The following is a 22542-nucleotide window of genomic DNA, read 5'->3' as shown; positions in this document are numbered from 1 at the left end:
AGAATGAGTTTGTTGACCCCGATGCTGCGCAGCAGTCCGCTAACCGACTGGTTCAGCGACGCGCAGCGGGTGCAGGGCATGCTGGATTTTGAAGCGGCGCTGGCGCAAGCGCAGGCCGCCTGCGGGATGGTGCCGCCGGAAGCGGTCGGGCCAATTGTCGCGGCCTGCCGCCACGAAGCCATCGATTTTGCCGCGCTGGGCGAGGCGGCAGTGGGAGCCGGTAATCTGGCCATCCCGCTGGTGAAACAGCTGACGGCCCAGGTAAAAGCGCGAGATCCCGAGGCTGCGCGCTACGTTCACTGGGGCGCTACCAGCCAGGACGCCATCGACACCGGACTGGTGCTCCAGCTACGCGGGGCGCTGGATGCCGCTGAGACTCTGCTTGAGCAGCTGTTGGCGGCCCTGGCACTCCAGGCGGATCGTTATCGCGATACCGTGATGCCGGGACGGACCTGGATGCAGCACGCGCTGCCGGTGACCTTTGGCCTGAAGCTGGCGGGCACCCTCGACGCGCTCCTGCGCTGGCAGCAGCGGCTGCGCGAGATGCGTCCGAGGCTGCTGGTGCTGCAGTTCGGCGGCGCCGCGGGCACTCTGGACGCGCTAAAAGAGAAAGGGCCGGCGGTTGGCCTGGCGCTGGCGCAGATCCTCGGTCTGTCGCTGCCGGATACTCCGTGGCACAGCCAGCGCGATCGGCTGCTGGAGGCGGGCGCCTGGTTTGCCGGCGTCTGCGGCACGCTGGGGAAATTCGCTAACGACTTTTCCCTGCTGATGCAGACCGAAGTGGCTGAGGTGGGCGAGCCGGTGGCGGAAGGTCGCGGCGGTTCGTCGACGATGCCGCATAAGCGCAATCCGGTGGCCTGCGCGGCGATCCTGACCGCCGCCCAGCGTACGCCGGGACTGATGGCGACGCTCTACGCCAGCCAACTCCAGCAGCATGAGCGGGCGCTGGGCGGCTGGCAGGCGGAGTGGGAGACCCTGCCGGAGCTAATTACCCTGGTGGGCGGGGCGTTGGCGCAAAGCGAGGCGCTGGTGCGCGACATGCAGGTTTTCCCGCAGAAAATGCGCGCCGATCTCGATATCACCCATGGGCTGATTATGGCTGAGGCGGTGACTCTGGCGCTGGCGGAATTCATTGGCAAAGCCGAGGCGCATCATCACATCGAAGCGCTGTGCCGCCAGGCGCTGGACCGTCACTGCCCGCTGGTCGATCTGCTCGCGGCTGACCCACAGGTCAGTCAGTATCTCTCTCGTGAACGCTTAACCACGCTGCTGGACCCGGCAACGGCGACCGGCAGCGCCGAACGCTTTGTGCGCCAGGTGCTGGCGCGTTATCAGGAGCAACGTGATGAATCTTGATTATCAACTCGACGGGCCGGATGGCGCGCCGGTTATCGTCCTCTCCAATTCGCTGGGCACCACCCGGGCGATGTGGCAGCCGCAGATCGAGGCGTTAACCGCCCATTTCCGGGTGCTGCGCTACGACACGCACGGCCACGGTAAAACGACGAAAAATGGCAAAGTGACCCTCGCCCAGTTGGGTGAGGATGTGATTGCGCTGCTCGATCACCTGAATATCGACCGCGCCTGGTTCTGCGGGATCTCGATGGGCGGTTTGACCGGCCTGTGGCTGGGCCGCTTTGCGCCGGAGCGTTTTCATGGTCTGGCGGTCGCCAACACCGCGGCGCGCATTGGCGATCAGGCCAGCTGGCTGTCGCGGGCGCGGGCCGTACGTCAGGAGGGGATGGCGGTGGTGGCCGCCGGAGCGGCAGACCGCTGGTTCACCCACGCGTTTCGCCAGAAGGCGCCGGAGGTGGTCGAGGCGCTTTGTCACCAGCTGACCCATACCGATGCTGAAGGCTATGCCGCCTGCTGTGAGGCGCTGGCCGCCGCCGACCTGCGGGGCGAAGTGGGGCAGATCCCGCTGCCGACGCTAATCATCGCCGGGGAAAGTGACCCTGTCACCACGGTCGGTGACGCTCATTTCCTGCAGCAGCAGATCCCCGCCTCCGAGGTGGTGGTTCTGGCGGCATCGCATCTGTCTAACATTGAGGCGCCGAAAAGCTTTACTTCGGCGCTGCTGAGCTTTTTCCAGGGGGAACGCCATGGATGATAAACAGCGCTATCAGGACGGGATGGCGGTACGGCGCAAAGTATTGGGCGACGCCCACGTCGACCGTACGCTGCAGCATCTGACGCCGTTGAATGATGAGTTTCAGGACTTTATTACCCGCTATGCCTGGGGCGAGACCTGGACGCGTCCGGGGCTCGATCACCATACCCGCAGCATGATCACTATTGCCATGCTGATCGCTCTCAATCGCGAGGCGGAGCTGAAGATGCATCTGCGCGCGTCGTTTAACAACGGGGTGACCCGCGATGAGCTGAAAGAGCTGATCATGCACTCTGCGCTGTACTGCGGGCTGCCGGCGGCCAATGCCACGATGCATCTGGCGCAGCAGGTGTTTGACGACATCGACGCCGCGCAGGGTTGAGTCGTCGTCCGAGTCGGATTGCCCGGCAGTCGTTGTAGGCCGGGTAAGGCGCAGCCGCCACCCGGCGAAATGGCGGGTATGGCGCCGATAGATTGCCCTCCGGCGCAGCGCTTGCCGGGCCTGGGAAGCGAAGATCGCCTGTAGACCCCGTAGGCCGGGTAAGGCGTAGCCGCCACCCGGCGAAATGGCGGCACAACCGGAAATGTCCCTGTTCGCACTATGTTTGGCAGGACCACAACGTTTGGCAGGGCTACAACTTCTATGTTAATTCCGGTCAGATTGCGCTCCCGGTTGATCTTCTGCGTTCTGTCTCGTATGGCGCAGGGAGCGCACAGGGGGCGGCCAGTCGCCGCCGCCCCCTGTATCCCCGGGCTCCGGCCAGCAAAATCGCCACTGCGTGGTGTCTTCGGTTTATCCCTGCAGGCTGCGGGTCGGGCCGAGGCAGCGTCCCTGCAAAACACGGCCCTCAGCCCGCATCCATGCGGGCTGCCCCGGCCTTCCGGGAACGTCTCAGCGATTTTGAGGCCGCCAGCACCGGCAGTTTCAGTCGCGCAAATGGATAAATGAGTGACAGGCCGCACGAACCCCTGGCCGGGTAAGGCGCAGCCGCCACCCGGCGAAATGGCGGGTATGGCGCCGATAGATTGCCCTCCGGCGCAGCGCTTGCCGGGCCTGGGAAGCGAAGATCGCCTGTAGACCCCGTAGGCCGGGTAAGGCGCAGCCGCCACCCGGCGAAATAACGGCACAACCGGAAATGTCCCTGTTCGCACTATGTTTGGCAGGGCTACAACTTCTATGTTAATTCCGGGCAGATTGCGCTCCCGGTTGATCTTCTGCGTTATGTCTCTTATGGCGCAGGGAGCGCACAGGGGGCGGCCAGTCGCCGCCGCCCCCTGTACCCCCGGGCTCCGGCCAGCAAAATCGCCGCTGCGCGGTCCCTTCGACTTATCCCTGCAGGCTGCGGGTCGGGCCGAGGCAGCGTCCCTGCAAAACACGGCCCTCAGCCCGCATCCATGCGGGCTGCCCCGGCCTTCCGGGAACGTCTCAGCGATTTTGAGACCGCCAGCACCGGCAGTTTCAGTCGCGCAAGTGGGTAAATGAGTGACAGGCCGCACGAACCCCTGGCCGGGTAAGGCGCAGCCGCCACCCGGCAGAAATGCCGCTACGTTAACCTTTATTTCTCCGGCTCCTGCGGCGCGACGGCCGGGGCGGCGTACCAGGCTTCCTGCGGCACCACTACCGCCGCCTTTGGCTGCATCACAAAGTTCGGCGACATAATCTGCACACCGAATTCGTTAAACACATCAATAATGCTGCTATGCAATGCGTTGCGGCCATCCGGCAGCTTGGTTGTGGGGAGTAAGCGCACCTGCAGCTCATACGAGGTATACCAGTCGAGCAATCCCAGCTTACGCACCACCGGGGCAATTTGCTGATCGATCCCCGGGGTGCGTCTCGCCGCCAGCTCCAGCAGCGCATGGACCTGACGCCACGGCGTATCGTAGCCGATGGTGACGCTGGTGGTGAGGTTGACTCCACCGTCGGCGCTTTCGGCGCTGAGATTAATAATTTTCCCGCTCACCACCACCGCGTTCGGGACGGTAACGATGTAATTTTCGCGGGTGAGAATTTTGGTCGCCAGCACGCCAATCTCGCTGACCTGACCCTCATTATCGGCGAGGCGGATCCAGTCGCCTTTGCGCAGCGCCCGAGAGTAGATCAGCACCAGGCCGCTCATCGCATGGGTCATCACTCCGGTTGACCCGAGGGTCAGCATCAGGCCGAAGAACACGCTAATGCCTTTGAAGGCGAGAGAGTTGGCGCCGGGAAGGAACGGGTAGGCGGCGGAGAGGGCAAACAACCAGATGACCACCGAGATAAGTCGACGGGTGGCGCTAACGGTCTCCGGATGAATGCCGGGAACCTGAATGCGGCCGGCGGCGACCTGGTCGAGAACCACCTTCACCAGGCGAATGATAAGCCAGGTGAGAAGGAAAATAAGCACCACGATCATCAGTCCCGGCAGGGAGGCGACAATCGACAGAGAGAGGTCGCGGATCACCCCCAGCGACCAGTCGCCCAGCGATTCGCTCCACACCCGCGTCCAGGGAAACAGGCTGAAGGCCCAGCTCAGCCAGAGATAACAGGCCAGCATGCCGAGAAGGATGACCAGCACAGCATAGAGTCGAACTTCAATATTGCCGAGATAGCGCCGCCAGTGCTGCGGTATGGCGCTACGTTTTTCGAGGATCCGCAGCAGGAAAAAACGTCGCACCCGCCGCCAGGCGCGGAAGGCGCCGTAGTAAAACAGCGCCAGCAGCAGCGCCCCGGCCAGGGCTTTACCGGCGGAGATGAACAGATAGCGGTTGTTGAACTGCTCCTGGAGGCTGGTGCGCTGGGCTTCCATACGCGCCAGCACCCGCTGGGCTGCCTGGTCGAGGGTTAAATCATCGCCCTCGTCGAGATCCGCCTGGCTCAGCAGCAGCACCGGTTTGCCGTTCATCAGAAACAGTCTGCCTGGCTGACCATAGCGGATAACAGGCACGACCCGCAGCGGCTGGCGAATATCATCTTCGGTGAAGGCGCGCAGGGCGCTGCGGGTGCGCAAAACGCGCTCTTCGGGCGTGGTCTGGCCAAAGGTGGCCTGCAACATGACGACAGGTTGGTGGAAAATCGTGACCGTGCGTGCCTGCTCGCGCGCGGTTGGCTGCTGTCGCGGTTCGGCGGCCAGCGCCGGCTGGAGCACCAGCAGCGCCAGCGCCCAGAGGATAACGATGCTCATCCTGTTCACTGAGGCACCTGAGATAAGAATTATTGTTATTTTTCAGCAAAAAACGGAGGGCTTGTAGTTGAGCATAGCCTGGTGCGAAGTGAATTCAAGCTGGGTAAACGCGGACATAAAAAAGCCGTCGCCCAAACGGCGACGGCCTGATATCAGCGTCAGAGGATAGCGTTAGCCGTGCTGTTTACAGCCCGCGCACTGCTTATTCTGGATCTGCTGGAAGAAGTCGTTGCCTTTATCATCGACGAGGATAAACGCCGGAAAATCTTCCACTTCGATTTTCCAGATAGCTTCCATCCCCAGTTCCGGATAGGCCACGCACTCGAGGCTCTTGATACTCTGCTGGGCGAGCACTGCCGCCGGGCCGCCGATGCTTCCAAGGTAGAAGCCGCCGTGTTTATGGCAGGCATCGGTCACCTGCTGGCTGCGGTTGCCTTTCGCCAGCATCACCATGCTCGCGCCGTGGGACTGCAGCAGATCAACGTAAGAGTCCATGCGGCCGGCAGTGGTTGGGCCGAGGGAGCCGGAAGCGTAACCGGCTGGCGTTTTTGCCGGGCCCGCGTAGTAGATCGGGTGATCTTTGACGTACTGCGGCAGCGCCTCGCCGTTGTCGAAAAGTTCCTTCAGCTTGGCGTGGGCGATGTCGCGGGCCACGATAATGGTGCCGTTAAGGCTCAGGCGGGTGGAGACCGGATGTGCCGACAGCTGCGCCAGGATCTCGCTCATCGGCTGATTCAGGTTGATGCTTACCACTTCGCCTTCGCCGGCCTGACGCAGATGTTCAGGAATATATTTTCCCGGATTGCTCTCCAGCTTCTCGATCCAGATACCGTCGCGGTTAATTTTGGCTTTGATATTGCGGTCGGCGGAGCAGGAGACACCCATGCCGATCGGGCAGGAGGCGCCGTGGCGCGGCAGACGGATCACCCGGATATCGTGGGCGAAGTATTTCCCGCCAAACTGCGCGCCGAGGCCGAGGTTCTGCGCTTCCTGCAGCAGCTCTTGCTCCAGCTGCACGTCGCGGAACGCCTGACCGTGTTCGTTACCTTCGGTCGGCAGACCGTCGTAATAGCGGGTCGAGGCCAGTTTGACGGTCTTCAGCGTCGCTTCCGCTGAGGTGCCGCCGATCACAAACGCGATGTGGTACGGCGGGCAGGCGGCGGTGCCGAGAGTGCGCATCTTCTCAACGAGGTAGTTTTTCAGCTTCGCCGGGGTGATCAGGGCCTTGGTTTCCTGGTACAGATAGGTTTTGTTGGCGGAACCGCCGCCTTTCGCCATGCACAGGAACTTATATTCTTCACCGTCGACGCTATAGAGATCGATCTGCGCCGGCAGGTTGGTGCCGGTGTTAACCTCTTTATACATATCCAGCGGCGCGTTCTGTGAGTAGCGCAGGTTATCTTCGGTATAGGTGTTGTAAACGCCCTGCGCCAGAGCGGCTTCATCGCCGCCGCCGGTCCAGACGCGCTGGCCTTTTTTCCCCATGATAATCGCGGTGCCGGTATCCTGGCAGGTCGGCAGCACGCCCTTGGCGGCAATTTCCGAGTTGCGCAGGAACTGCAGGGCGACATATTTATCGTTATCGCTGGCTTCCGGGTCGAGCAAAATCGAGGCGACCTGTTGCTGATGGGAGACGCGCAGCATAAAGGCGGCGTCGTGGAAGGCCTGCTGAGCGAGCAGGGTCAGCGCCTGCGGCTCTACTTTCAGGACCTGCTGGCCGTCAAATTCGGCGACGGAGACGTGCTCTTTGCTGAGCAGATAGTATTCCGTATCGTCGAGCGCCAGCGGAAACGGATCCTGATAAACAAACGGTTTAGTCGACATAGTCACTTACTCCATAAAGATAAAAACCGCCGGGGTAGTCCCGGCGGTTATGAATCAGAACATCATGGACATCCACGGATAGCCAATCAGCAGCAGGGCGGCCAGGAAGATGGCGCCAAAGATGGTGCCGAGGCGCCAGTAATCTTTGGTCGGCAGGTAGCCGCTGCCGTAGTAGATTGGGCTTGGGCCAGTACCGTACGGGGTGATGATCCCCATCACGCCCAGCGAGGTGACCATCAGCAGGACAAACACTTCCATATTCATTCCCGGGATAGTCGAGGCAATGGTCAGCATGGCCGGCAGCAGCGCGGTGGTGTGCGCGGTGGTGCTGGCAAACAGATAGTGCAGCAGGTAGAACGCCAGCAGCAGGACGATGGTCGCCATCCCCGGGGAGATGCCGCTCATCAGCGCGCCGCCCTCTTTACCCAGCCAGGCGATAAAGCCGGTGGAGGAGAGGCCGTCGGCCAGTGCCACCAGGGTGGCGAACCAGACAAAGGTGTTCCATGCCGCTTTGTTGTTGGTGATATCGCTCCAGGAGAGCACGCCGGTCCACAGCATCAGCACGATAACCAGCAGGGCAGCCAGCGCCGGTTCGATCCAGTCTGCGGCGAAGATCCACATCATCAGCGCGAAGCAGACGAATACCAGCAGCAGAATTTCATTGCGCGACAGTTTGCCCAGTTTTTCCAGTTCACGCGCGGCCCACAGTGGCACTTCGTTATTGACTTTCACTTCCGGCGGGTAGAACCAGTAGGCCAGCAGCGGCATAGCCAGAATCAGCAGGATACCCAGCGGCAGGAAGGCGATGAACCAGGTGCCCCAGGAGATATTGATGCCAACAATGCTTTTGACCAGCGCCAGGGCCAGCAGGTTCGGGGCCAAAGCCGACAGGAACATCGAGCTGGTAATACAGGCGGCGGTGATCGCTACCCACATCAGATAGGAACCGATTTTACGTGCGCTCGGATCGTTTGGCTTTGAACCGTACAGCGGCGGCAGGTTAGCGATAATCGGGTAGATAGTCCCCCCGCTGCGTGCGGTGTTAGATGGCGTAAACGGCGCCAGCAGCAGATCCGCGAAGGTGATGGCGTAGCCGAGCGTCAGGCTGCGACGGCCAAGATATTTCACCAGAATCAGCGCCAGGCGGCGGCCGAACTGCGTTTTATCGTAGCCGGCGGCGAACATGAACGCGCCGAAGATAAGCCACACGGTGGAGTTGCCGAAGCCGCTCACCGCCCACTTAAAGGAGGCGCCAGCCATTTTGAAGCCTGGCGCGGCCATCTGATCCGGGCTGAACAGCAGCCACTGGCTGCACAGGGCAATAACTACCACGCCGGTGATACCGATAACGGCGCCGGGCAGCGGTTCAAAAATCAACCCGACGATCACCCCGACAAAGATAGCGAAGTAGTGCCAGGCGTACGGCGGCAGGCCTTCGGGGACCGGGACGAACAATAACAGCACGGCAACGATAATCGGCAGCGCCATCATCAGGAGAGGTTTTTTATTCGCAGTCGTTGGCTTGACTGCACCGGCAGGCGGTATGGTTGTCTTTTTCTCTTTCATAATGAGTATCTGCAAGTTGTTGAAAATAACGTTTACGCCAGCGTCTTACTCAGTGGTTTCTTTAATTACAAAAGTTACTTTAGTTTTTATTTTGCGTTTCTGAGTATCGACAGGGCGCTTATTTAACGCGTTTTATGAGGCGTTAAATTAAATTTGTTGGTTATTTATATATTGCGCTTTCAATGGCCGTTGCAATTGATCAAGATCAAGAAAAGCCGGTGATTTCACTATTTTTTTATTATCAGTATAACCCTATGTGATGAGGTGTTATTTTGGCGAAAATATCGATAGATGTTAAAGGAAAAATGAACAATAAATGCTGAAATTATTTTCTGTTTTAGTATCTTAATGATTTTATTATGTTTTTTGTTGTTTCCTTGTCATTGTTTATGTTAACAAAAGTATCCTAATTGTTATCACGCATTTGTATTATGTAAATACTATTTATTATTTTAATAATACAATAGAGGTAGCGATGTTATTGCTGGGGTTAAATAGTTTTATAACTAACGTAATTGGTTTAGTAATTAAAAAACGCGCTATATTATTGGCATGACAACAGGAATTAAAAAACCAAAACCATTAATGATTCCGTCACCTCATTCTGAGCTTTTAATATTTTAAAATCTGGAGCGTAACTTATGACCAGTAACGAACGTATTTTGCAGCCATTTACTTTACCAAATGGTACCGAGCTGAAAAACCGTTTGCTCATGGCGCCAATGACCACCTGCACCGGTTATTTCGATGGTACTGTCACCAGCGAGCTGGTGGAGTACTACCGCGCGCGCGCCGGAAGCATCGGTACCATTATTGTCGAGTGCTGCTTTATTGATGACTACGGTCTGGCCTTCCCGGGCGCGATCGGCATCGATAATGATGAAAAAATTGCCGGCCTGGCGAAAATCGCTGAGGCGATCAAAGCCGAGGGTTCAAAAGCGATTCTGCAGATCTACCACGGCGGCCGTATGGTCGACCCGCAGCTGATCGGGGGGCGCCAGCCGGTGGCGCCGAGCGCTATTGCCGCGCCGCGTGAGGGCGCCGCCATGCCGCGGGCGCTGAGCGGAGAAGAAGTGGAAGGGATGATCGCCAAGTTTGGCGACGGCGTTCGTCGCGCCATTCTCGCCGGTTTCGACGGGGTCGAAATTCACGGCGCCAACACCTATCTCATTCAGCAGTTCTATTCGCCGAACTCCAACCAGCGCGATGACGAGTGGGGCGGTAGCCGCGACAACCGCGCCCGTTTCCCACTGGCGGTGCTGGATATTACCCACAAAATGGCCCGCCAGTACGCCGACGATGCCTTTATCATCGGCTATCGCTTCTCGCCGGAGGAGATGGAGGTCCCGGGGATCCGCTTTGACGACACCATGTATCTGCTGGAAAAGCTGGCCGCCCGCGGTGTCGATTATCTGCACTTCTCGGTGGGCGCGACCCTGCGTCCGTCTATCGTCGATACCAGCGATCCGACGCCGCTAATCGAGAAATACTGCGCGATGCGCTCTGACACCCTCGCCCAGGTGCCGGTGATGGGCGTCGGCGGGGTAGTCAACGCCGCCGATGCCGAGCAGGGCCTCGATCACGGCTATGACCTGATCGCCGTGGGCCGCGCCTGCATCGCCTATCCGGACTGGGCGTCACGTATCGCCGCCGGCGAAGAGCTGGAGCTGTTTATCGACAGCACCCAGCGTGAAGCGCTGCACATTCCGGAACCGCTATGGCGTTTCTCGCTGGTGGAAGCGATGATCCGCGACATGAGCATGGGCGACGCCAAATTTAAACCGGGGATGTTTGTTGAGACCGTCCACGATGACGCCAATGAGCTGGTGATCAACGTCAGCCTCGAAAATGACCATATTGCCGATATCGAACTGGCGGCGAGCCCGGTCCAGACCGTGGAATTCACCACCAGCTTCGAAGAGATCCGCGAACGTATTCTCACCGCCAATACCCCGCACGTCGATGCCATTTCCGGGGCCACCAGCCAGAGCGAGGCGGTGAAAAAAGCGGTCGCCAAAGCGATGCTGAAATCGAGTAAAGCGCTGGCGGCGGAAGAGGGCGGCAATGACGTCGCGCCGAAAAGCTATGATGTGGTGGTAGTCGGCAGCGGCGGCGCCGGTCTGGCGGCAGCCATTCAGGCCCACGACGAAGGGGCCAGCGTGCTGATCGTCGAAAAAATGCCAACCATCGGCGGGAACACCATCAAGGCTTCCGCCGGGATGAACGCCGCGGAAACCCGCTTCCAGCGAGTGAAAGGTATCGAAGACAGTAAGGAGTTGTTCTATCAGGAAACCCTGAAGGGCGGCCACAACAAAAACAACCCGCAGCTGCTGCGCCGTTTCGTTGAAAACGCGCCGCAAGCCATTGAGTGGCTGGCGGACCGGGGCATTATGCTCAACGACATTACCACCACCGGTGGGATGAGCATTGACCGTACCCACCGTCCGCGCGACGGGTCAGCGGTTGGCGGCTATCTGATTAGCGGCCTGGTGCGCAACATCACCAAACGCGGTATTGACGTCCTGCTGGATACCTCGGTGGAAGAGATCCTGATGCGCGGGGATGAGGTTAGCGGTGTACGTCTGATCAACGACGAAAAAGAGGTCATTGAAGTACAGACCAAAAGCATCGTAGTGGCCACCGGCGGCTTCAGCGCTAACAGCGCGATGGTCGTGAAGTATCGTCCTGACCTTGAAGGCTTCGTCACCACTAACCACAAAGGGGCTACCGGGAGCGGTATCGCGTTGCTGGAACGCATCGGCGCCGGCACCGTGGACATGGGCGAAATTCAGATTCACCCGACCGTCGAGCAGCAGACCTCGTATCTGATTTCCGAATCGATTCGCGGCGGCGGCGCTATTCTCGTAAACCAGCAGGGGAACCGCTTCTTCAACGAGATGGAGACCCGCGATAAAGTCTCGGCGGCGATTATCGCTCTGCCGGAACACTATGCTTACATCGTCTTCGACGAGCATGTGCGGGCGAAAAACAAAGCTGCCGACGAGTACATCGCCAAAGGCTTCGTCACCAGCGCCAGCTCACCGCGGGAACTGGCGGAGAAACTGGGGATGGATTACCATGCCTTCCTCGCCACCCTCGAGTGCTATAACGGGGCGGTGGAAAAACAGCATGATGAACAGTTTGGCCGGACCACCGCGCTGCGCGCGCCGATTAACGAAGGCCCGTTCCACGCCATTCGCATCGCCCCCGGGGTGCACCACACCATGGGCGGCGTGACCATTAATACCGATGGCGAAGTGCTGAATGTGGCGCAGCAGCCGATCCGCGGCGCCTACGCCGCCGGTGAAGTGGTGGGCGGGATCCACGGCGGCAACCGTATCGGCGGTAACGCGGTGGCGGATATCATCATCTTCGGTACCCTCGCGGGCCATCAGGCGGCGAAACGTGCCAGAGGATAACCTGTAACCTTGCTCCTGCCGGGTTGGCGCTTTCGCCGCCCGGCTTGCCCCTTCTAAGGAGAGCCCGATGTCCGATAACCGCGTCTATAGCTACTCCGCCGTGTTGATGGGCTCGCCCATCCTGCTCAAACTCTGTTCCCACGATGAGGCGATGGCCTCCCGCGTTTTCCAGCTTATCAAGCGCTACGAAGACCTGCTCACCGTTAACCGCGCCGAGTCGCAGGTGATGGATATCAACCATGCCGCCGGGCGTCATCCGGTCACCGTCAGCCGACCGGTCTTTCAGCTGATCCAGTGCGCCAAAGCCGCCAGCATGGTGCGCGACAGCGCCTTTAACCTCGCCATCGGCCCGCTGGTGAAGCTGTGGCGAATTGGTTTTCACGGGCACAGCGTGCCTGACGCGGCTGAGATAAGAGCCCGACTGGCGCTGACCCGCCCACAGGAGGTGATCCTTGATGAGGCAACCTGCAGCGTGTTTCTCCAACAGCCGGGGATGGAGCTGGATCTCGGGGCGATCGCCAAAGGCTATATCGCTGACCGCGTGCGCGATTTTCTCCGTCAGCAGCAGGTGGAGAAGGCGCTGATCAACCTCGGCGGCAATGTGCATACCCTCGGCGAATGGGCCATTGGCCTGAAAAAACCATTTGCCGACGCGCAGGCGCTGATCGGTTCCCTGACGGTCAACGGGCAATCGGTAGTCACCTCCGGGACCTACGAGCGCTATTTCGAACAGGATGGCAAACGCTGGCACCATATTCTCGACCCGCGCAGCGGTTATCCGCTGGACAACGAACTCGACAGCGTGACGGTCATTTCCGCGGATTCTTTAGACGGCGACATCTGGACCACGCTGCTGTTCGGCCTCGGCGTGGAGAAGGGCTGCGCAGCGCTGCGTCAGCGGCAGGATATCGACGCGATTTTCGTTACCAAAAATCGCGACATTATTCTCTCATCGCCGCAGCGGCTGCGTTTTGCGCCGCTGGACAGCGGCTATCGGGTTATTGACTGTACTGCTTAAGCAAACTGTACTGTTCGGCGACCAGACGGTAGCGATAGACCGGCCGCCCGGTAGCGCCGTAGTGGATAGTGGTATAGAGAATATTGATCTGCGCCAGCCAAATCAGATATTTGCGGCAGGAAACGCGGGAGATATTCACCGCCGCCGCCAGCTCATCGGTAGAGAATTCGACATCCGGATGGGCGTCAATCCACTGGCAGAGTGTGCGCAGCGTTTGCGCGGTTAATCCTTTAGGCAGCTTGCGCGCGTCGCTGGCCTCCGGCGCGCCGCCGTGCAGCAGGCGGTCGACATCTGCCTGTTCGTAATAGGGCTGGCCGGTTATTAGCTTGCGCTTCTCCCGCCAGGTGGTGAGCGCCTCTTCAAAGCGCGGAAACTGGAAGGGTTTGATCAGGTAATCGACCACCCCGTAATGCATCGCGGTCTGTACCGTGGCGGCATCCGCCGCCGAGGTAATCATGATAACGTCGATGGCGCGACCCGACTCGCGGATGGTCGGCAGCAGATCGAGCCCGCTGTCCTGCTGCATGTAGACATCCAGCAGCACCAGATCGATCTCCTGCTGCGGATCGTTAATCATCTCCTGGGCCTGACTGAGCGTCGAAGCGCTCCCGCTGCAACGAAAGCCGGGAACCCTTGCCACGTACAGGCGATTCAGTTCGGCCACCATGGCATCATCGTCAACAATTAAAACATTTATCACGCAGGTTTCCTTTTACTATCCCAGGGGAGATGAACAAAAAATTGGGTAAATACGCCGGGTTCCGATTCGACGGCGAGGGTGCCGCCGAGCTCGCGCAACTGCTGGTTGGCAAGAAACAGCCCGACGCCGCGATTCTCGCCTTTGGTGGAGAAGCCTTTGTTAAAGATAGCGTCGATGTTGTTCTCCGGGATCCCCGGCCCATCGTCGCTCACTTCACCGCTTAGCCAGCCGTCCTGGTAGTGCAGCAGCAGGCCGATCTCACCCTCCGCCTGGCCGCTCATGGCGTCCAGCGCGTTCTCAATAAGGTTGCCCAGCACCGTCACCAGCACCGTGACCTGTTTCTCGTTCGGACAATCCGGCACCAGGCTCTCCTCCGCCAGCGTCAGGGTAAAGCCGCACTCTGTGGCGCGCTGAATTTTACTTATCAGGAAGCCGGCCACCACCGGGGATTTAATGCGGTGCTGAATGTCGCCGATGTCCGCCTGGTAGCGGTGGGCGGTCTGCAGCACGTATTCCTCGAGTTTGCCGTAGCTTTTCATATTCAGCAGACCGAGGATCACGTGCAGTTTATTCATAAACTCATGGGAGGTGGTGCGCAGGGCATCCACATAGCTCATCATGCCGTCCAGTCGCTGCAGCAATTGGCTGACCTCAGTTTTATCGCGGAAGGTACAGATGGCGCCGACCACCGCACCCTGGCTGCGAATGGGCACTGTATTGCCGATCAGCAGCAGACCATTGCACCCCAGTTCGCGGTCGTACATTGGCTCGCCGCTCTGCAGTACGGTCTGCAGATCGTCGAGCAGGGGGCTGTGAACGAGAGTCTTATCCGGGCCGGAAAAGAGGATCTCTTCCGCCGCGGGGTTGATGAGATTTACCTCGCCATGGGCATCGACCGCTACCACCCCCTCCTTGAGGGCGTGAAGCATGGCCTGACGCTGCTGAAACTGGGTGGATATTTCGTGCGGCTCCAGCCCCAGCAGCACGCGCTTCAGGCCGCGAACCAGGCTCCAGGTGCCCAGCGCGCAGACCAGCGCGCTGAACAGGATGGTCAGCAGCACGTCCCAACGGCTGTTGGCGATCTGTTCGTCCACTTTACTCAGTGAAATGCCGACCACCACCACGCCGATTTGCTGATGCCGTTCGTTGAACACCGGCGTAAACACCCGTAGCGCCGGGGCCAGCACCCCGTGGTTGATGGCGACATTCTCTTTTCCCTGCAGCGTCGGCTGAATATCGTGGCCGATGAACGGTTTGCCGATGATTGAGCTGTCCGGATGCGAATAGCGAATACCCTGCATATCGGTAACGATAGCGTACAACAGGTCGTTGCGGCGGGTAATGGCCTGCGCCAGCGGCTGAATGATCTGCTGCTGCGGGGGCGCCTCCAGTCCGCGCTTCACCTGCGGCATATCGGCCATGGTGCGCGCCACCGCCAGCGCGGTCTCTTTCAGACCGTCGCGGGTGGCGTTGCTGATCTGCATATACCACAAGGCATACACCAGCAGCAGCACGGCGCCGATGACGCTGCCGATCATCAAGGACACGGCGGTGCTCAGCTTTAACGGTAAGGCGCGTTGGCGAACGCGAGGCGGGTGCTCTGAAGCCTTCATGACGACCCCGGGTAGATTCAGTGAAAGATTATTATCGCCGATAGCGCGGCATACATAAAGCCGTGTAATCAAAGCAAAAGGCCGCTTTTGCTACGGCAGACTCCTCCAGCGCGCGATACACTGCGGCTTTTCGCCACAGGCTTAAGGGAGACACTATGGAACTGGCTTCTCTGGTCCGGGATATCCTCCGGCAGCGGCACGTTGAACGTCTGGCGCAGCATCGTGAACAGGATAATGAAGCGGAAGCAGAGTGGGAGATCGCCCGCTGGCGGCATCGCAGCGGGGTGGTGATCCAGCGCCGCTATGAGCTCGAGATCGCGCAGCAGGATAGCGCATCCTGCCCGGAGTGCTGGATTGACTGGCAGGTTATCGACGCCGCCGGCCAGGAGATCAACCCGATGCGCAAACAGTTTTATAACCTTTGCCAGCAATCCTTCTGGCTGGCTATGCAGGCGGGTGGTGAAGATGAGACCTCAGACAGAATTGCTCAGATAACCGACAATCACCCGTAAACGCGCGTTGGGGACGGTAAACTGTGACCCCGACGGCGGTAAAGCGCAGAACATTCCACTTATAGTGGCGGCAGAGGTTAAATAGTCCTGATGAATATAAGGATATGCATCAGGCCGCTGATTTTGCCGAGATGCGCTTTTTCTGTCGTAAATGGAGGTTGTTATGAGCAGTTCGCTAACCGCGTCAATGCAGGCTCGTCGTCACCCGGAGACCACCCACATCGATCGCCTCGCCACCGCCGATATGCTGGCGATGCTGCATCAGGATGATAAGCAGATATCGGAGGCGGTCGGCGCCTGTCTGCCGGATATCGCCCGGCTGATTGATATCGCCACCGCGACGATAAGCCGAGGAGGGCGCCTGGTCATTATTGGCGCCGGCGCTTCGGGCCGGACGGCCATTGAGGCGGTCAGCGACTATTCGCCGGAAGGTAAACACGCGCTGGTGGGGCTGATTGCCGGTGGGCAGACGGCGGCGATGGCCGAGCGGGAGACTGCAGCGAATAATTATGACCTGGGCGCCTTTGAGCTGCAGTCGCTGGACTTCAGCAACCGCGATATGCTGCTAGCGCTGACCGTCAGCGGCAAGACGCCATGGGTGTGGGGGGCGATGCGCCACGCCTGGTCGCTGGGCGCCCCGATAGCGGTCATCACCCAGCAGCCGACCAGCGAGGCGGCGCAGCTGGCGGATATCATTATTGCTCCGCAGACCGGGCCGGAGGCGGTGGCGGGGTTAGCCAATCCGAAGGCTCAGTTGGCCCAGAGGCAGATCGTCAATATGCTGACAACCGGACTCGCCATCCGTGACGGTCGGGTGTACAGCAATTTGCGGGTGGACGTGCAGGCTGACAATTCGCACTGGGCGGAGCGGCAGATAGCGATTGTGATGGCGGCCACCGATTGCACGCGCAGTGAAGCAAAGGCCACCCTGGCCAGCTGTCATCAGCACTGCCGCACCGCGATCCTGATGCTGCTCAGCGGGCTTGACGCCTGGCACGCGCGGGAGCTGCTAACCAAACATCACGATCATCTGCGTCTCGCCCTGCGTGAAGCCCAGCGTAGCGCTGTCACTCCCGCCCAGTAATCCCTTCTCTGCCAGGCGCGCGATGAGCATGCGCGCCTGGACTTTTGTAATTAAAGAAATTCTTATCTTTTATTTTACCCGGCAATAGATATTGAATTTTCGACCTTATTTTTTATCCGTCTTCGCTCTATTTTTAAAATTGATTTTTTAAGTTAAATAACTGTTTGGTTTAAAATGCGAGAGTGTAAATGATATTTTAAAATAAAGTAAAAGTGCGTTAATATGCTGCCTCTTATGACCGTGTGCTACGTGATAATTCTATTATGCCTGCAATGAAAAAAACGATTATTTCCTTAACCGCATTAGCGATGTTCGTCAGCGCGGCGACGCATGCTGAAGCGGATACCTCGAAAAAAACCGACTTCCTGCTGATTGGCGGCGGGATCATGAGCGCCTCGCTCGGCACCTGGCTGCAGGCGCTGCAGCCGGACTGGGATCTGACCATGGTGGAGAAACTGGACGGCGTGGCGCTGGAGTCTTCCAACGGCTGGAATAATGCCGGTACTGGCCACTCGGCGAATATGGAGCTGAACTATACGCCGGAGCGGGCGGACGGGTCGATTGACGTCAGCAAAGCGCTCGATATTAACGAGCAGTTTATGATTTCCCGTCAGTTCTGGTCGGCACAGGTGAAACGCGGTATTTTGCACGATCCGCACTCGTTTATTAATTCCACGCCGCATATGAGCTTCGTCTGGGGTGATAATGTGGATTATCTGCAGAAGCGTTATAACGCGCTGCAGCAGACCACTTTATTCCAGGGGATGAAATTCTCCACCGATCACGCGCAAATTAAACAGTGGGCGCCGCTGGTGATGGAAGGCCGCGATCCGCAGCAGAAAGTGGCAGCCACCTGGACGCCGGTGGGTACCGATGTCAACTACGGCGAAATCACTCGCCAGCTGATCGGCAGCCTGAAGAAAAATAACCACTTCACCCTGCAGACCTCCTCTGAGGTAACGGATTTCAAACGTAATGCCGACAACTCCTGGCACGTAACGATTAAGAATGTGCAGAGCGGGGAAGCGCAGACTATTGACGCCAAATACGTCTTTATCGGCGCCGGCGGCGGCGCGTTGAAGCTGCTGCAAAAAACCGGTATTCCGGAAGCGGACAACTATGCCGGCTTCCCGGTGGGCGGCTCGTTCCTGATGACCGAGAACCCGGCGGTCACTGCGCAGCACCTGGAGAAAGTGTATGGCCAGGCTTCAGTCGGCGCGCCGCCGATGTCGGTGCCGCACCTTGATGCACGTTACCTCGACGGTAAGCGCGTGGTGCTGTTTGGGCCATTCGCCACCTTCTCGACCAAGTTCCTGAAAAATGGTTCGTTCTTCGATCTGCTCAGCACTACCACCACCAATAACGTGCTGCCGATGACCCACGTCGGTCTCGACAACTTCGATCTGGTGAAATACCTGGTTAGCCAGGTGATGCTCAGCGATGATGACCGTTTCGCTGCGCTGAAAGAGTACTACCCGGACGCGCGTAAAGAAGACTGGAAACTGATCCAGGCCGGCCAGCGCGTACAGATCATCAAGAAAGACGCAGAGAAGGGCGGCGTGCTGAAGCTCGGTACCGAAGTGGTGGTCGATCAGCAGAAAACCATTTCCGCGCTGCTCGGCGCTTCGCCGGGGGCTTCCACCGCCGCGCCGATCACCCTGAACGTGCTCAAGCAGATGTTCCCGCAGCAGTTTAACTCGCCGGAGTGGCAGAGCCGCATTCACGCTATTGTGCCGAGCTACGGCCAGAAGCTGAACGGTAACGTGGCGCTGACCCAGCAGGTTTGGGATGACACCGCTGCGACCCTGCAGCTGACGAAACCGCCGGTGATCCAGATGCCAGCGGCCGCACCTACCGCGACCGCCAAGCCGGCAGAGACGCCGCGCGAGGCCTCGCCGCAGCACGATATGGCGCTGTAAAAGCAAACTCGACAGTGAACAAAAGGGAAGACCATGGTCTTCCCTTTTTTGCGTTATTTACCGGCTGAGGCCGCGCGCTGCCTGCAACTTTGGCGTCATAAAAGATATACTGGTTTGAATTGAAATAAGAAAATTAAACCAGGAGTGTGGAAGGGCCATGCAAGAGGATATTAACCAGGAGATCACCTTCCGCAAGCTGTCGGTCTTTATGATGTTTATGGCGAAAGGTAATATCGCCAGAACCGCCGAAGCGATGAAACTCAGCAGCGTCAGCGTTCACCGCGCGCTGCATACCCTGGAAGAGGGGGTGGGCTGCCCGCTGTTTGTCCACAAAGGGCGCAACCTGCTGCCGCTGCAGGCGGCGTGGACGCTGCTTGAATACTGCCAGGATGTGATAAGTCTGATGAACCGCGGGCTCGAGGCGACGCGCAAGGTTGCAGGCGTCGGTCAGGGGCGGTTGCGCATCGGTACCCTCTATTCTCTGACCCTGGAAACCGTTCCGCGCATCATTATGGGGATGAAGCTGCGTCGCCCGGAGCTGGAGCTGGACCTGACGATGGGTTCAAATCAGATGCTGCTGGATATGCTGGAAGACGATGCCCTCGATGCCATCCTGATCGCCACCAACGAAGGGGAGTTCAATAATACCGCTTTCGACGTGGTGCCGCTGTTTGAGGACGATATTTTTCTCGCCGCCCCGGCGACTGAACGGCTGGATGCCTCACGGCTCGCCGATCTGCGCGATTACGCCGACCGCAAGTTTGTTTCGCTGGCGGAGGGGTTCGCCACCTATGCCGGATTCCGGGAAGCATTCCATATCGCCGGCTTCGAGCCGGAGATCGTCACCCGGGTGAATGATATTTTCTCGATGATTAGCCTGGTGCAGGCTGGCGTCGGTTTTGCCCTGCTGCCGGGGCGGATGAAGAAAGTGTATGAGAAGGATGTACAGCTGCTAAAGCTGGCGGAACCCTACCAGATGCGCCAGCTGATCTCTATCGTCTATTCGCACCATCGCGAACGCGATGCCGACCTGCTGGCGCTGGCGGCGGAAGGACGGATGTACGCCCGCAGTATTAATCGCTAAGCCGCTGCGCCAGATGGCGGGCGACGTCCAGGCCGCTGCGCTCCAGCGCAATGGTCTCCCCGCGCCAGCCCGCCTGGCGGGTCAGGCAGGTGAGCACCCCGCCGGGGGGCATCTCAATGGCTAAGCGCGCATCGCGCTCATCGGCGGCGACCATCGCCTCCTGCCAGTGGACCGGGCGCGCCATGTTCATCGCCAGATCGTCGGCGATCCGCTGCGGATCCCACAGCACGCGCGCCGTCGAGCCGCTTAAATAGGCGCACCGTGGGCGCCTTAAGCTGGCGCCGGCAAAAGCTTTCGCCAGCTCAGCGGCGGGTTTATCCAGCAGCGCGCAGTGCGACGGCACGCTGACCGCCAGCCGCTGGGCTTTACTGGCCCCCGCTCGCAGCGCCAGCTGCGCCACCTCGGCCATTGCCTCATCACGGCCCGCAATCACGAACTGCGTTTCGGCGTTCAGGTTGGCGAGATAAACCTCATGGCCCTGCAGCAGGGCTTCAATCTGCGAACGGGTCAGACCCATAATCGCCGTCAGACCGTAACCTTCGGGATAGGCCTGCTCCATTAAATCGCCGCGCAGGGCCACCAGCCGCAACGCGCTGGCGAAATCGAGCGCGCCGGCAATCACCGCGGCCGGAAACGCGCCGATGGACAGGCCGCTGACCATCTGCGGATCCACGCCCTGACGCTGTAGCTCGCGCGCCCAGGCGACACCGGCGATCAGCAGACAGAGCTGGACCGCACGGGTGTGTTGTAGCGCATCGGCGCTATCGAGAGTATCGACTTCATCCCCCAGCACGGCGCGCGCCTGGGTGAGGATTGCCTCGCGATCGGGGATCATCGCCAGCATGCCGGGGCGCTGGCCGCCCTGACCGGGAAAGGTAAATAAAATCTTCATTATTCCTCCCTGTGCCACGGCGTCGCGGTTAAGCGCGCGCCGCGGGACGTTTTCAGCAGCGCGCGCCCGTCGCGCAGCCATTCATTAAGGGCGAAGGCGCCGTACGGCGTTTCGACCTGGGTATCAGCGCGGCATGGGAGTTGGGCCACCCGGGTCTGCCATTCCAGCAGCGCCTCGCGGTCCAACGGTTGTGGCGCGCGGATCAGCAGATCCAGATCGCTGGCCGCATGCAGCACCGGGATCTCGGTTGCCAGCGCGTAGCCGGTACTGCCGGTGACGCCCCAGCTCCAGGGCCAGCGGTGTAAGGTGAGGGCGATAGCCCCCTGGACCGGCGGCTGAGAGACAAAAGGCGAATGGAGTAAGACCTCACGATCAACAAGCATCTCCGGGGTGACGCTGCGCACGATATTGCGCGCCTGTACCCAGCCGGCGGCGCGCTGCTCGCGCTTCATGCCCCGCACCCCAACCGGGACGCGGGCCTGGTCGTCAACGTCGCGCCTCACCACCACCGGCAGCGCGGCTCGCCACTGCTGAGCCACCCACGGCTCGGCAATGTCTTCCAGGGCGCTGGCGCGGTTTAACCAAACTAGATCATGGGGACGCGGCGTTGCTGACATGGTTTACAGTCCTGAAGTCAAAGAGATAAACAGCGGTAGCGACAGGATACACAGAACCGAGCTCAACAGCAGCACGGCTTCAGCATCCGGAGACTGGACGCCGAAGCGGTTGCCGAAGACCACGCCAAAGAAGCCGGCGGCCAGGGCAATCATCAGGATCGCGGTAATGGCAATGGAACCGTGCAGCCCAAGTAACATCACCAGACCCCAGGCAATAAACGGCTGCACCAGCAGTTTCACGATGGTTGATGTAGCGATCAGCGCATTGAGCTGCAGTTTACGCGCCGACAGGATCACCCCGGTGAGGAACAGCGCGGCGGCGGTGGCGGCCAGGCCCAGCGGTTTGATCGACGCCAGCAGCAGGTCCGGCATTTTAATGCCGATCGCGGAAAGCACCACCCCAAGCAGCGGGCCCCAGACGATCGGTTTTTTCACCGAACGCCACATCAGCACCGGCAGCATCGCCAGCGTAGAACCGCTGTTTTCTCCCGCGGCGCGGGCTTTTTCACGTTCCAGAATCAGCAGGCAGAACGGGGTCATCAGCACCGAGCCGCAGGCGATAGAGACCGCTACCGACAGTGAGGTTGACGCGCCTTCACCCAGCACGCTGCCGAGGATCGGCAGACCTAACGCGGCATAGTTTGGCAGGGCGACGGTGAAGGTCAGCACCGCGGCATCCTGCGGCGTGCGTTTGAACACGCTGGTGGCGAGGAAGTAGATCGCGGCATAGGTGATCCACATCGCGCCGGTCAACACCAGCACCAACGGCGACTGGGCGACGATACCGGCCCACGGCGTTTGTACCGTCGCGCTAAACAGCGTGGCGGGTAAGGCAAAATCCATTACAAAAATATTAAGCAGCGAGACGTTTTTGTTATCTACCATCCCGGCCTTACCGGCCCAGAAGCCCAGCAGCATGATAACGAAAATCGGGGCAAGAGCATGAATAATCACATAAGTCATAAATCACCTGTAAATAAGATAGAGTACTGGCGCGATTGTTATTTTTTCTAAAAGCCG

Annotated in this window: 17 protein-coding genes; 9 read left to right on the top strand and 8 right to left on the bottom strand. The window is 59.5% G+C overall.

Annotated elements, in window-relative coordinates; translation table 11 throughout:
* Positions 1-3: 3 nt before the first annotated feature.
* Genes RRF55_RS04660 through pcaC form a run of 3 tightly spaced genes read left to right on the top strand, consistent with a single transcriptional unit; the run spans position 4 to position 2492 of the window.
* Positions 4-1356 (top strand): 3-carboxy-cis,cis-muconate cycloisomerase, encoded by a 1353-nt coding sequence (locus RRF55_RS04660; RefSeq protein WP_019705898.1) that lies wholly within the window; start codon positions 4-6, stop codon positions 1354-1356.
* Positions 1346-2110: a 3-oxoadipate enol-lactonase gene (gene pcaD / locus RRF55_RS04655; protein WP_004151556.1), complete on the top strand. Its 765-nt coding sequence runs from the start codon at positions 1346-1348 to the stop codon at positions 2108-2110. The genes RRF55_RS04660 and pcaD overlap by 11 nt, the downstream gene beginning before the upstream one ends.
* Positions 2103-2492, top strand: coding sequence for a 4-carboxymuconolactone decarboxylase (pcaC, locus tag RRF55_RS04650; protein ID WP_004143067.1), 390 nt, complete (start codon positions 2103-2105; stop codon positions 2490-2492). Before pcaD ends, pcaC begins: the two co-directional genes overlap by 8 nt.
* A gap of 1174 nt (positions 2493-3666) precedes the next feature.
* Here pcaC and RRF55_RS04645 read toward each other — a convergent pair.
* From RRF55_RS04645 to RRF55_RS04635, 3 genes are all read right to left on the bottom strand, one after another.
* Complete coding sequence (locus tag RRF55_RS04645; RefSeq protein WP_004179708.1) at positions 3667-5283, bottom strand: mechanosensitive ion channel family protein; 1617 nt, start codon at positions 5281-5283, stop codon at positions 3667-3669.
* A 162-nt stretch (positions 5284-5445) separates the two neighbouring features.
* Positions 5446-7098, bottom strand: a complete 1653-nt coding sequence (gene fumA / locus RRF55_RS04640) for a class I fumarate hydratase FumA (protein WP_087830686.1) — start codon at positions 7096-7098, stop codon at positions 5446-5448.
* A 54-nt stretch (positions 7099-7152) separates the two neighbouring features.
* A complete protein-coding gene (locus tag RRF55_RS04635; protein ID WP_004148278.1) occupies positions 7153-8664 on the bottom strand; it encodes an anion permease in 1512 nt (503 codons plus the stop codon).
* Positions 8665-9305: 641 nt separating this feature from the next.
* Here RRF55_RS04635 and RRF55_RS04630 point away from each other — a divergent pair.
* On the top strand, positions 9306-12083 hold the full coding sequence (locus RRF55_RS04630; RefSeq protein WP_004179710.1) for a flavocytochrome c: 2778 nt from the start codon (positions 9306-9308) through the stop codon (positions 12081-12083).
* A 67-nt stretch (positions 12084-12150) separates the two neighbouring features.
* Complete coding sequence (locus RRF55_RS04625; RefSeq protein WP_004143085.1) at positions 12151-13101, top strand: FAD:protein FMN transferase; 951 nt, start codon at positions 12151-12153, stop codon at positions 13099-13101.
* On the opposite strand, the gene dcuR is transcribed toward RRF55_RS04625, so the two are convergent.
* Both dcuR and RRF55_RS04615 read right to left on the bottom strand, forming a co-directional pair.
* Positions 13082-13801: a two-component system response regulator DcuR gene (gene dcuR / locus RRF55_RS04620; protein WP_004176303.1), complete on the bottom strand. Its 720-nt coding sequence runs from the start codon at positions 13799-13801 to the stop codon at positions 13082-13084. The genes RRF55_RS04625 and dcuR overlap by 20 nt on opposite strands.
* Entirely contained in the window at positions 13798-15414 is a 1617-nt protein-coding gene (locus RRF55_RS04615) for a sensor histidine kinase (protein WP_004183910.1), read from the bottom strand. Before RRF55_RS04615 ends, dcuR begins: the two co-directional genes overlap by 4 nt.
* A 155-nt stretch (positions 15415-15569) precedes the next feature.
* Between RRF55_RS04615 and RRF55_RS04610 the strand changes: the two genes are divergently transcribed.
* The 4 genes from RRF55_RS04610 to RRF55_RS04595 all read left to right on the top strand — a co-directional run bounded on the left by RRF55_RS04610 (position 15570) and on the right by RRF55_RS04595 (position 20013).
* The gene (locus RRF55_RS04610; protein ID WP_004176301.1) at positions 15570-15926 is read left to right on the top strand and encodes a hypothetical protein; all 357 of its coding nucleotides are present in this window, start codon (positions 15570-15572) and stop codon (positions 15924-15926) included.
* 163 nt (positions 15927-16089) lie between these two features.
* Entirely contained in the window at positions 16090-17010 is a 921-nt protein-coding gene (locus RRF55_RS04605; RefSeq protein ID WP_023280026.1) for an N-acetylmuramic acid 6-phosphate etherase, read from the top strand.
* Between the two features lie 308 nt (positions 17011-17318).
* Positions 17319-18929, top strand: coding sequence for a malate dehydrogenase (quinone) (gene mqo / locus RRF55_RS04600; RefSeq protein ID WP_076750587.1), 1611 nt, complete (start codon positions 17319-17321; stop codon positions 18927-18929).
* A 157-nt stretch (positions 18930-19086) separates the two neighbouring features.
* Positions 19087-20013 carry a LysR family transcriptional regulator gene (locus tag RRF55_RS04595; RefSeq protein WP_002903632.1) on the top strand — a complete coding sequence of 309 codons (927 nt, stop codon included), beginning with the start codon at positions 19087-19089 and terminating at the stop codon, positions 20011-20013.
* Here the strand turns inward: RRF55_RS04595 and mdcH are convergent.
* From mdcH to RRF55_RS04580, 3 genes are read right to left on the bottom strand one after another with little or no spacing between them, the layout of a single operon-like run.
* Complete coding sequence (gene mdcH / locus RRF55_RS04590) at positions 20003-20905, bottom strand: malonate decarboxylase subunit epsilon (protein ID WP_064153573.1); 903 nt, start codon at positions 20903-20905, stop codon at positions 20003-20005. The genes RRF55_RS04595 and mdcH overlap by 11 nt on opposite strands.
* On the bottom strand, positions 20905-21522 hold the full coding sequence (locus RRF55_RS04585; protein ID WP_064153575.1) for a malonate decarboxylase holo-ACP synthase: 618 nt from the start codon (positions 21520-21522) through the stop codon (positions 20905-20907). The genes mdcH and RRF55_RS04585 overlap by 1 nt, the downstream gene beginning before the upstream one ends.
* Before the next feature lie 3 nt (positions 21523-21525).
* Complete coding sequence (locus RRF55_RS04580) at positions 21526-22485, bottom strand: AEC family transporter (RefSeq protein ID WP_439419095.1); 960 nt, start codon at positions 22483-22485, stop codon at positions 21526-21528.
* Positions 22486-22542 lie beyond the last annotated feature (57 nt).

Source organism: Klebsiella sp. K47, from assembly GCF_051858335.1.
Taxonomy (GTDB): Bacteria; Pseudomonadota; Gammaproteobacteria; order Enterobacterales; family Enterobacteriaceae; genus Klebsiella; species Klebsiella pneumoniae.
Note: the sequence above shows the minus strand (reverse complement) of the source record. Positions and strands in the feature narration are given on the sequence as shown.

Coding starts and splice junctions, on each gene's coding strand:
- RRF55_RS04660 (WP_019705898.1), top strand. CDS start 4: ATGAGTTTGTTGACCCCGATGCTGCGCAGCAGTCCGCTAACCGACTGG.
- pcaD (WP_004151556.1), top strand. CDS start 1,346: ATGAATCTTGATTATCAACTCGACGGGCCGGATGGCGCGCCGGTTATC.
- pcaC (WP_004143067.1), top strand. CDS start 2,103: ATGGATGATAAACAGCGCTATCAGGACGGGATGGCGGTACGGCGCAAA.
- fumA (WP_087830686.1), bottom strand. CDS start 7,098: ATGTCGACTAAACCGTTTGTTTATCAGGATCCGTTTCCGCTGGCGCTC.
- RRF55_RS04635 (WP_004148278.1), bottom strand. CDS start 8,664: ATGAAAGAGAAAAAGACAACCATACCGCCTGCCGGTGCAGTCAAGCCA.
- RRF55_RS04630 (WP_004179710.1), top strand. CDS start 9,306: ATGACCAGTAACGAACGTATTTTGCAGCCATTTACTTTACCAAATGGT.
- RRF55_RS04625 (WP_004143085.1), top strand. CDS start 12,151: ATGTCCGATAACCGCGTCTATAGCTACTCCGCCGTGTTGATGGGCTCG.
- RRF55_RS04615 (WP_004183910.1), bottom strand. CDS start 15,414: ATGAAGGCTTCAGAGCACCCGCCTCGCGTTCGCCAACGCGCCTTACCG.
- RRF55_RS04610 (WP_004176301.1), top strand. CDS start 15,570: ATGGAACTGGCTTCTCTGGTCCGGGATATCCTCCGGCAGCGGCACGTT.
- RRF55_RS04605 (WP_023280026.1), top strand. CDS start 16,090: ATGAGCAGTTCGCTAACCGCGTCAATGCAGGCTCGTCGTCACCCGGAG.
- mqo (WP_076750587.1), top strand. CDS start 17,319: ATGTTCGTCAGCGCGGCGACGCATGCTGAAGCGGATACCTCGAAAAAA.
- RRF55_RS04595 (WP_002903632.1), top strand. CDS start 19,087: ATGCAAGAGGATATTAACCAGGAGATCACCTTCCGCAAGCTGTCGGTC.
- mdcH (WP_064153573.1), bottom strand. CDS start 20,905: ATGAAGATTTTATTTACCTTTCCCGGTCAGGGCGGCCAGCGCCCCGGC.
- RRF55_RS04585 (WP_064153575.1), bottom strand. CDS start 21,522: ATGTCAGCAACGCCGCGTCCCCATGATCTAGTTTGGTTAAACCGCGCC.
- RRF55_RS04580 (WP_439419095.1), bottom strand. CDS start 22,485: ATGACTTATGTGATTATTCATGCTCTTGCCCCGATTTTCGTTATCATG.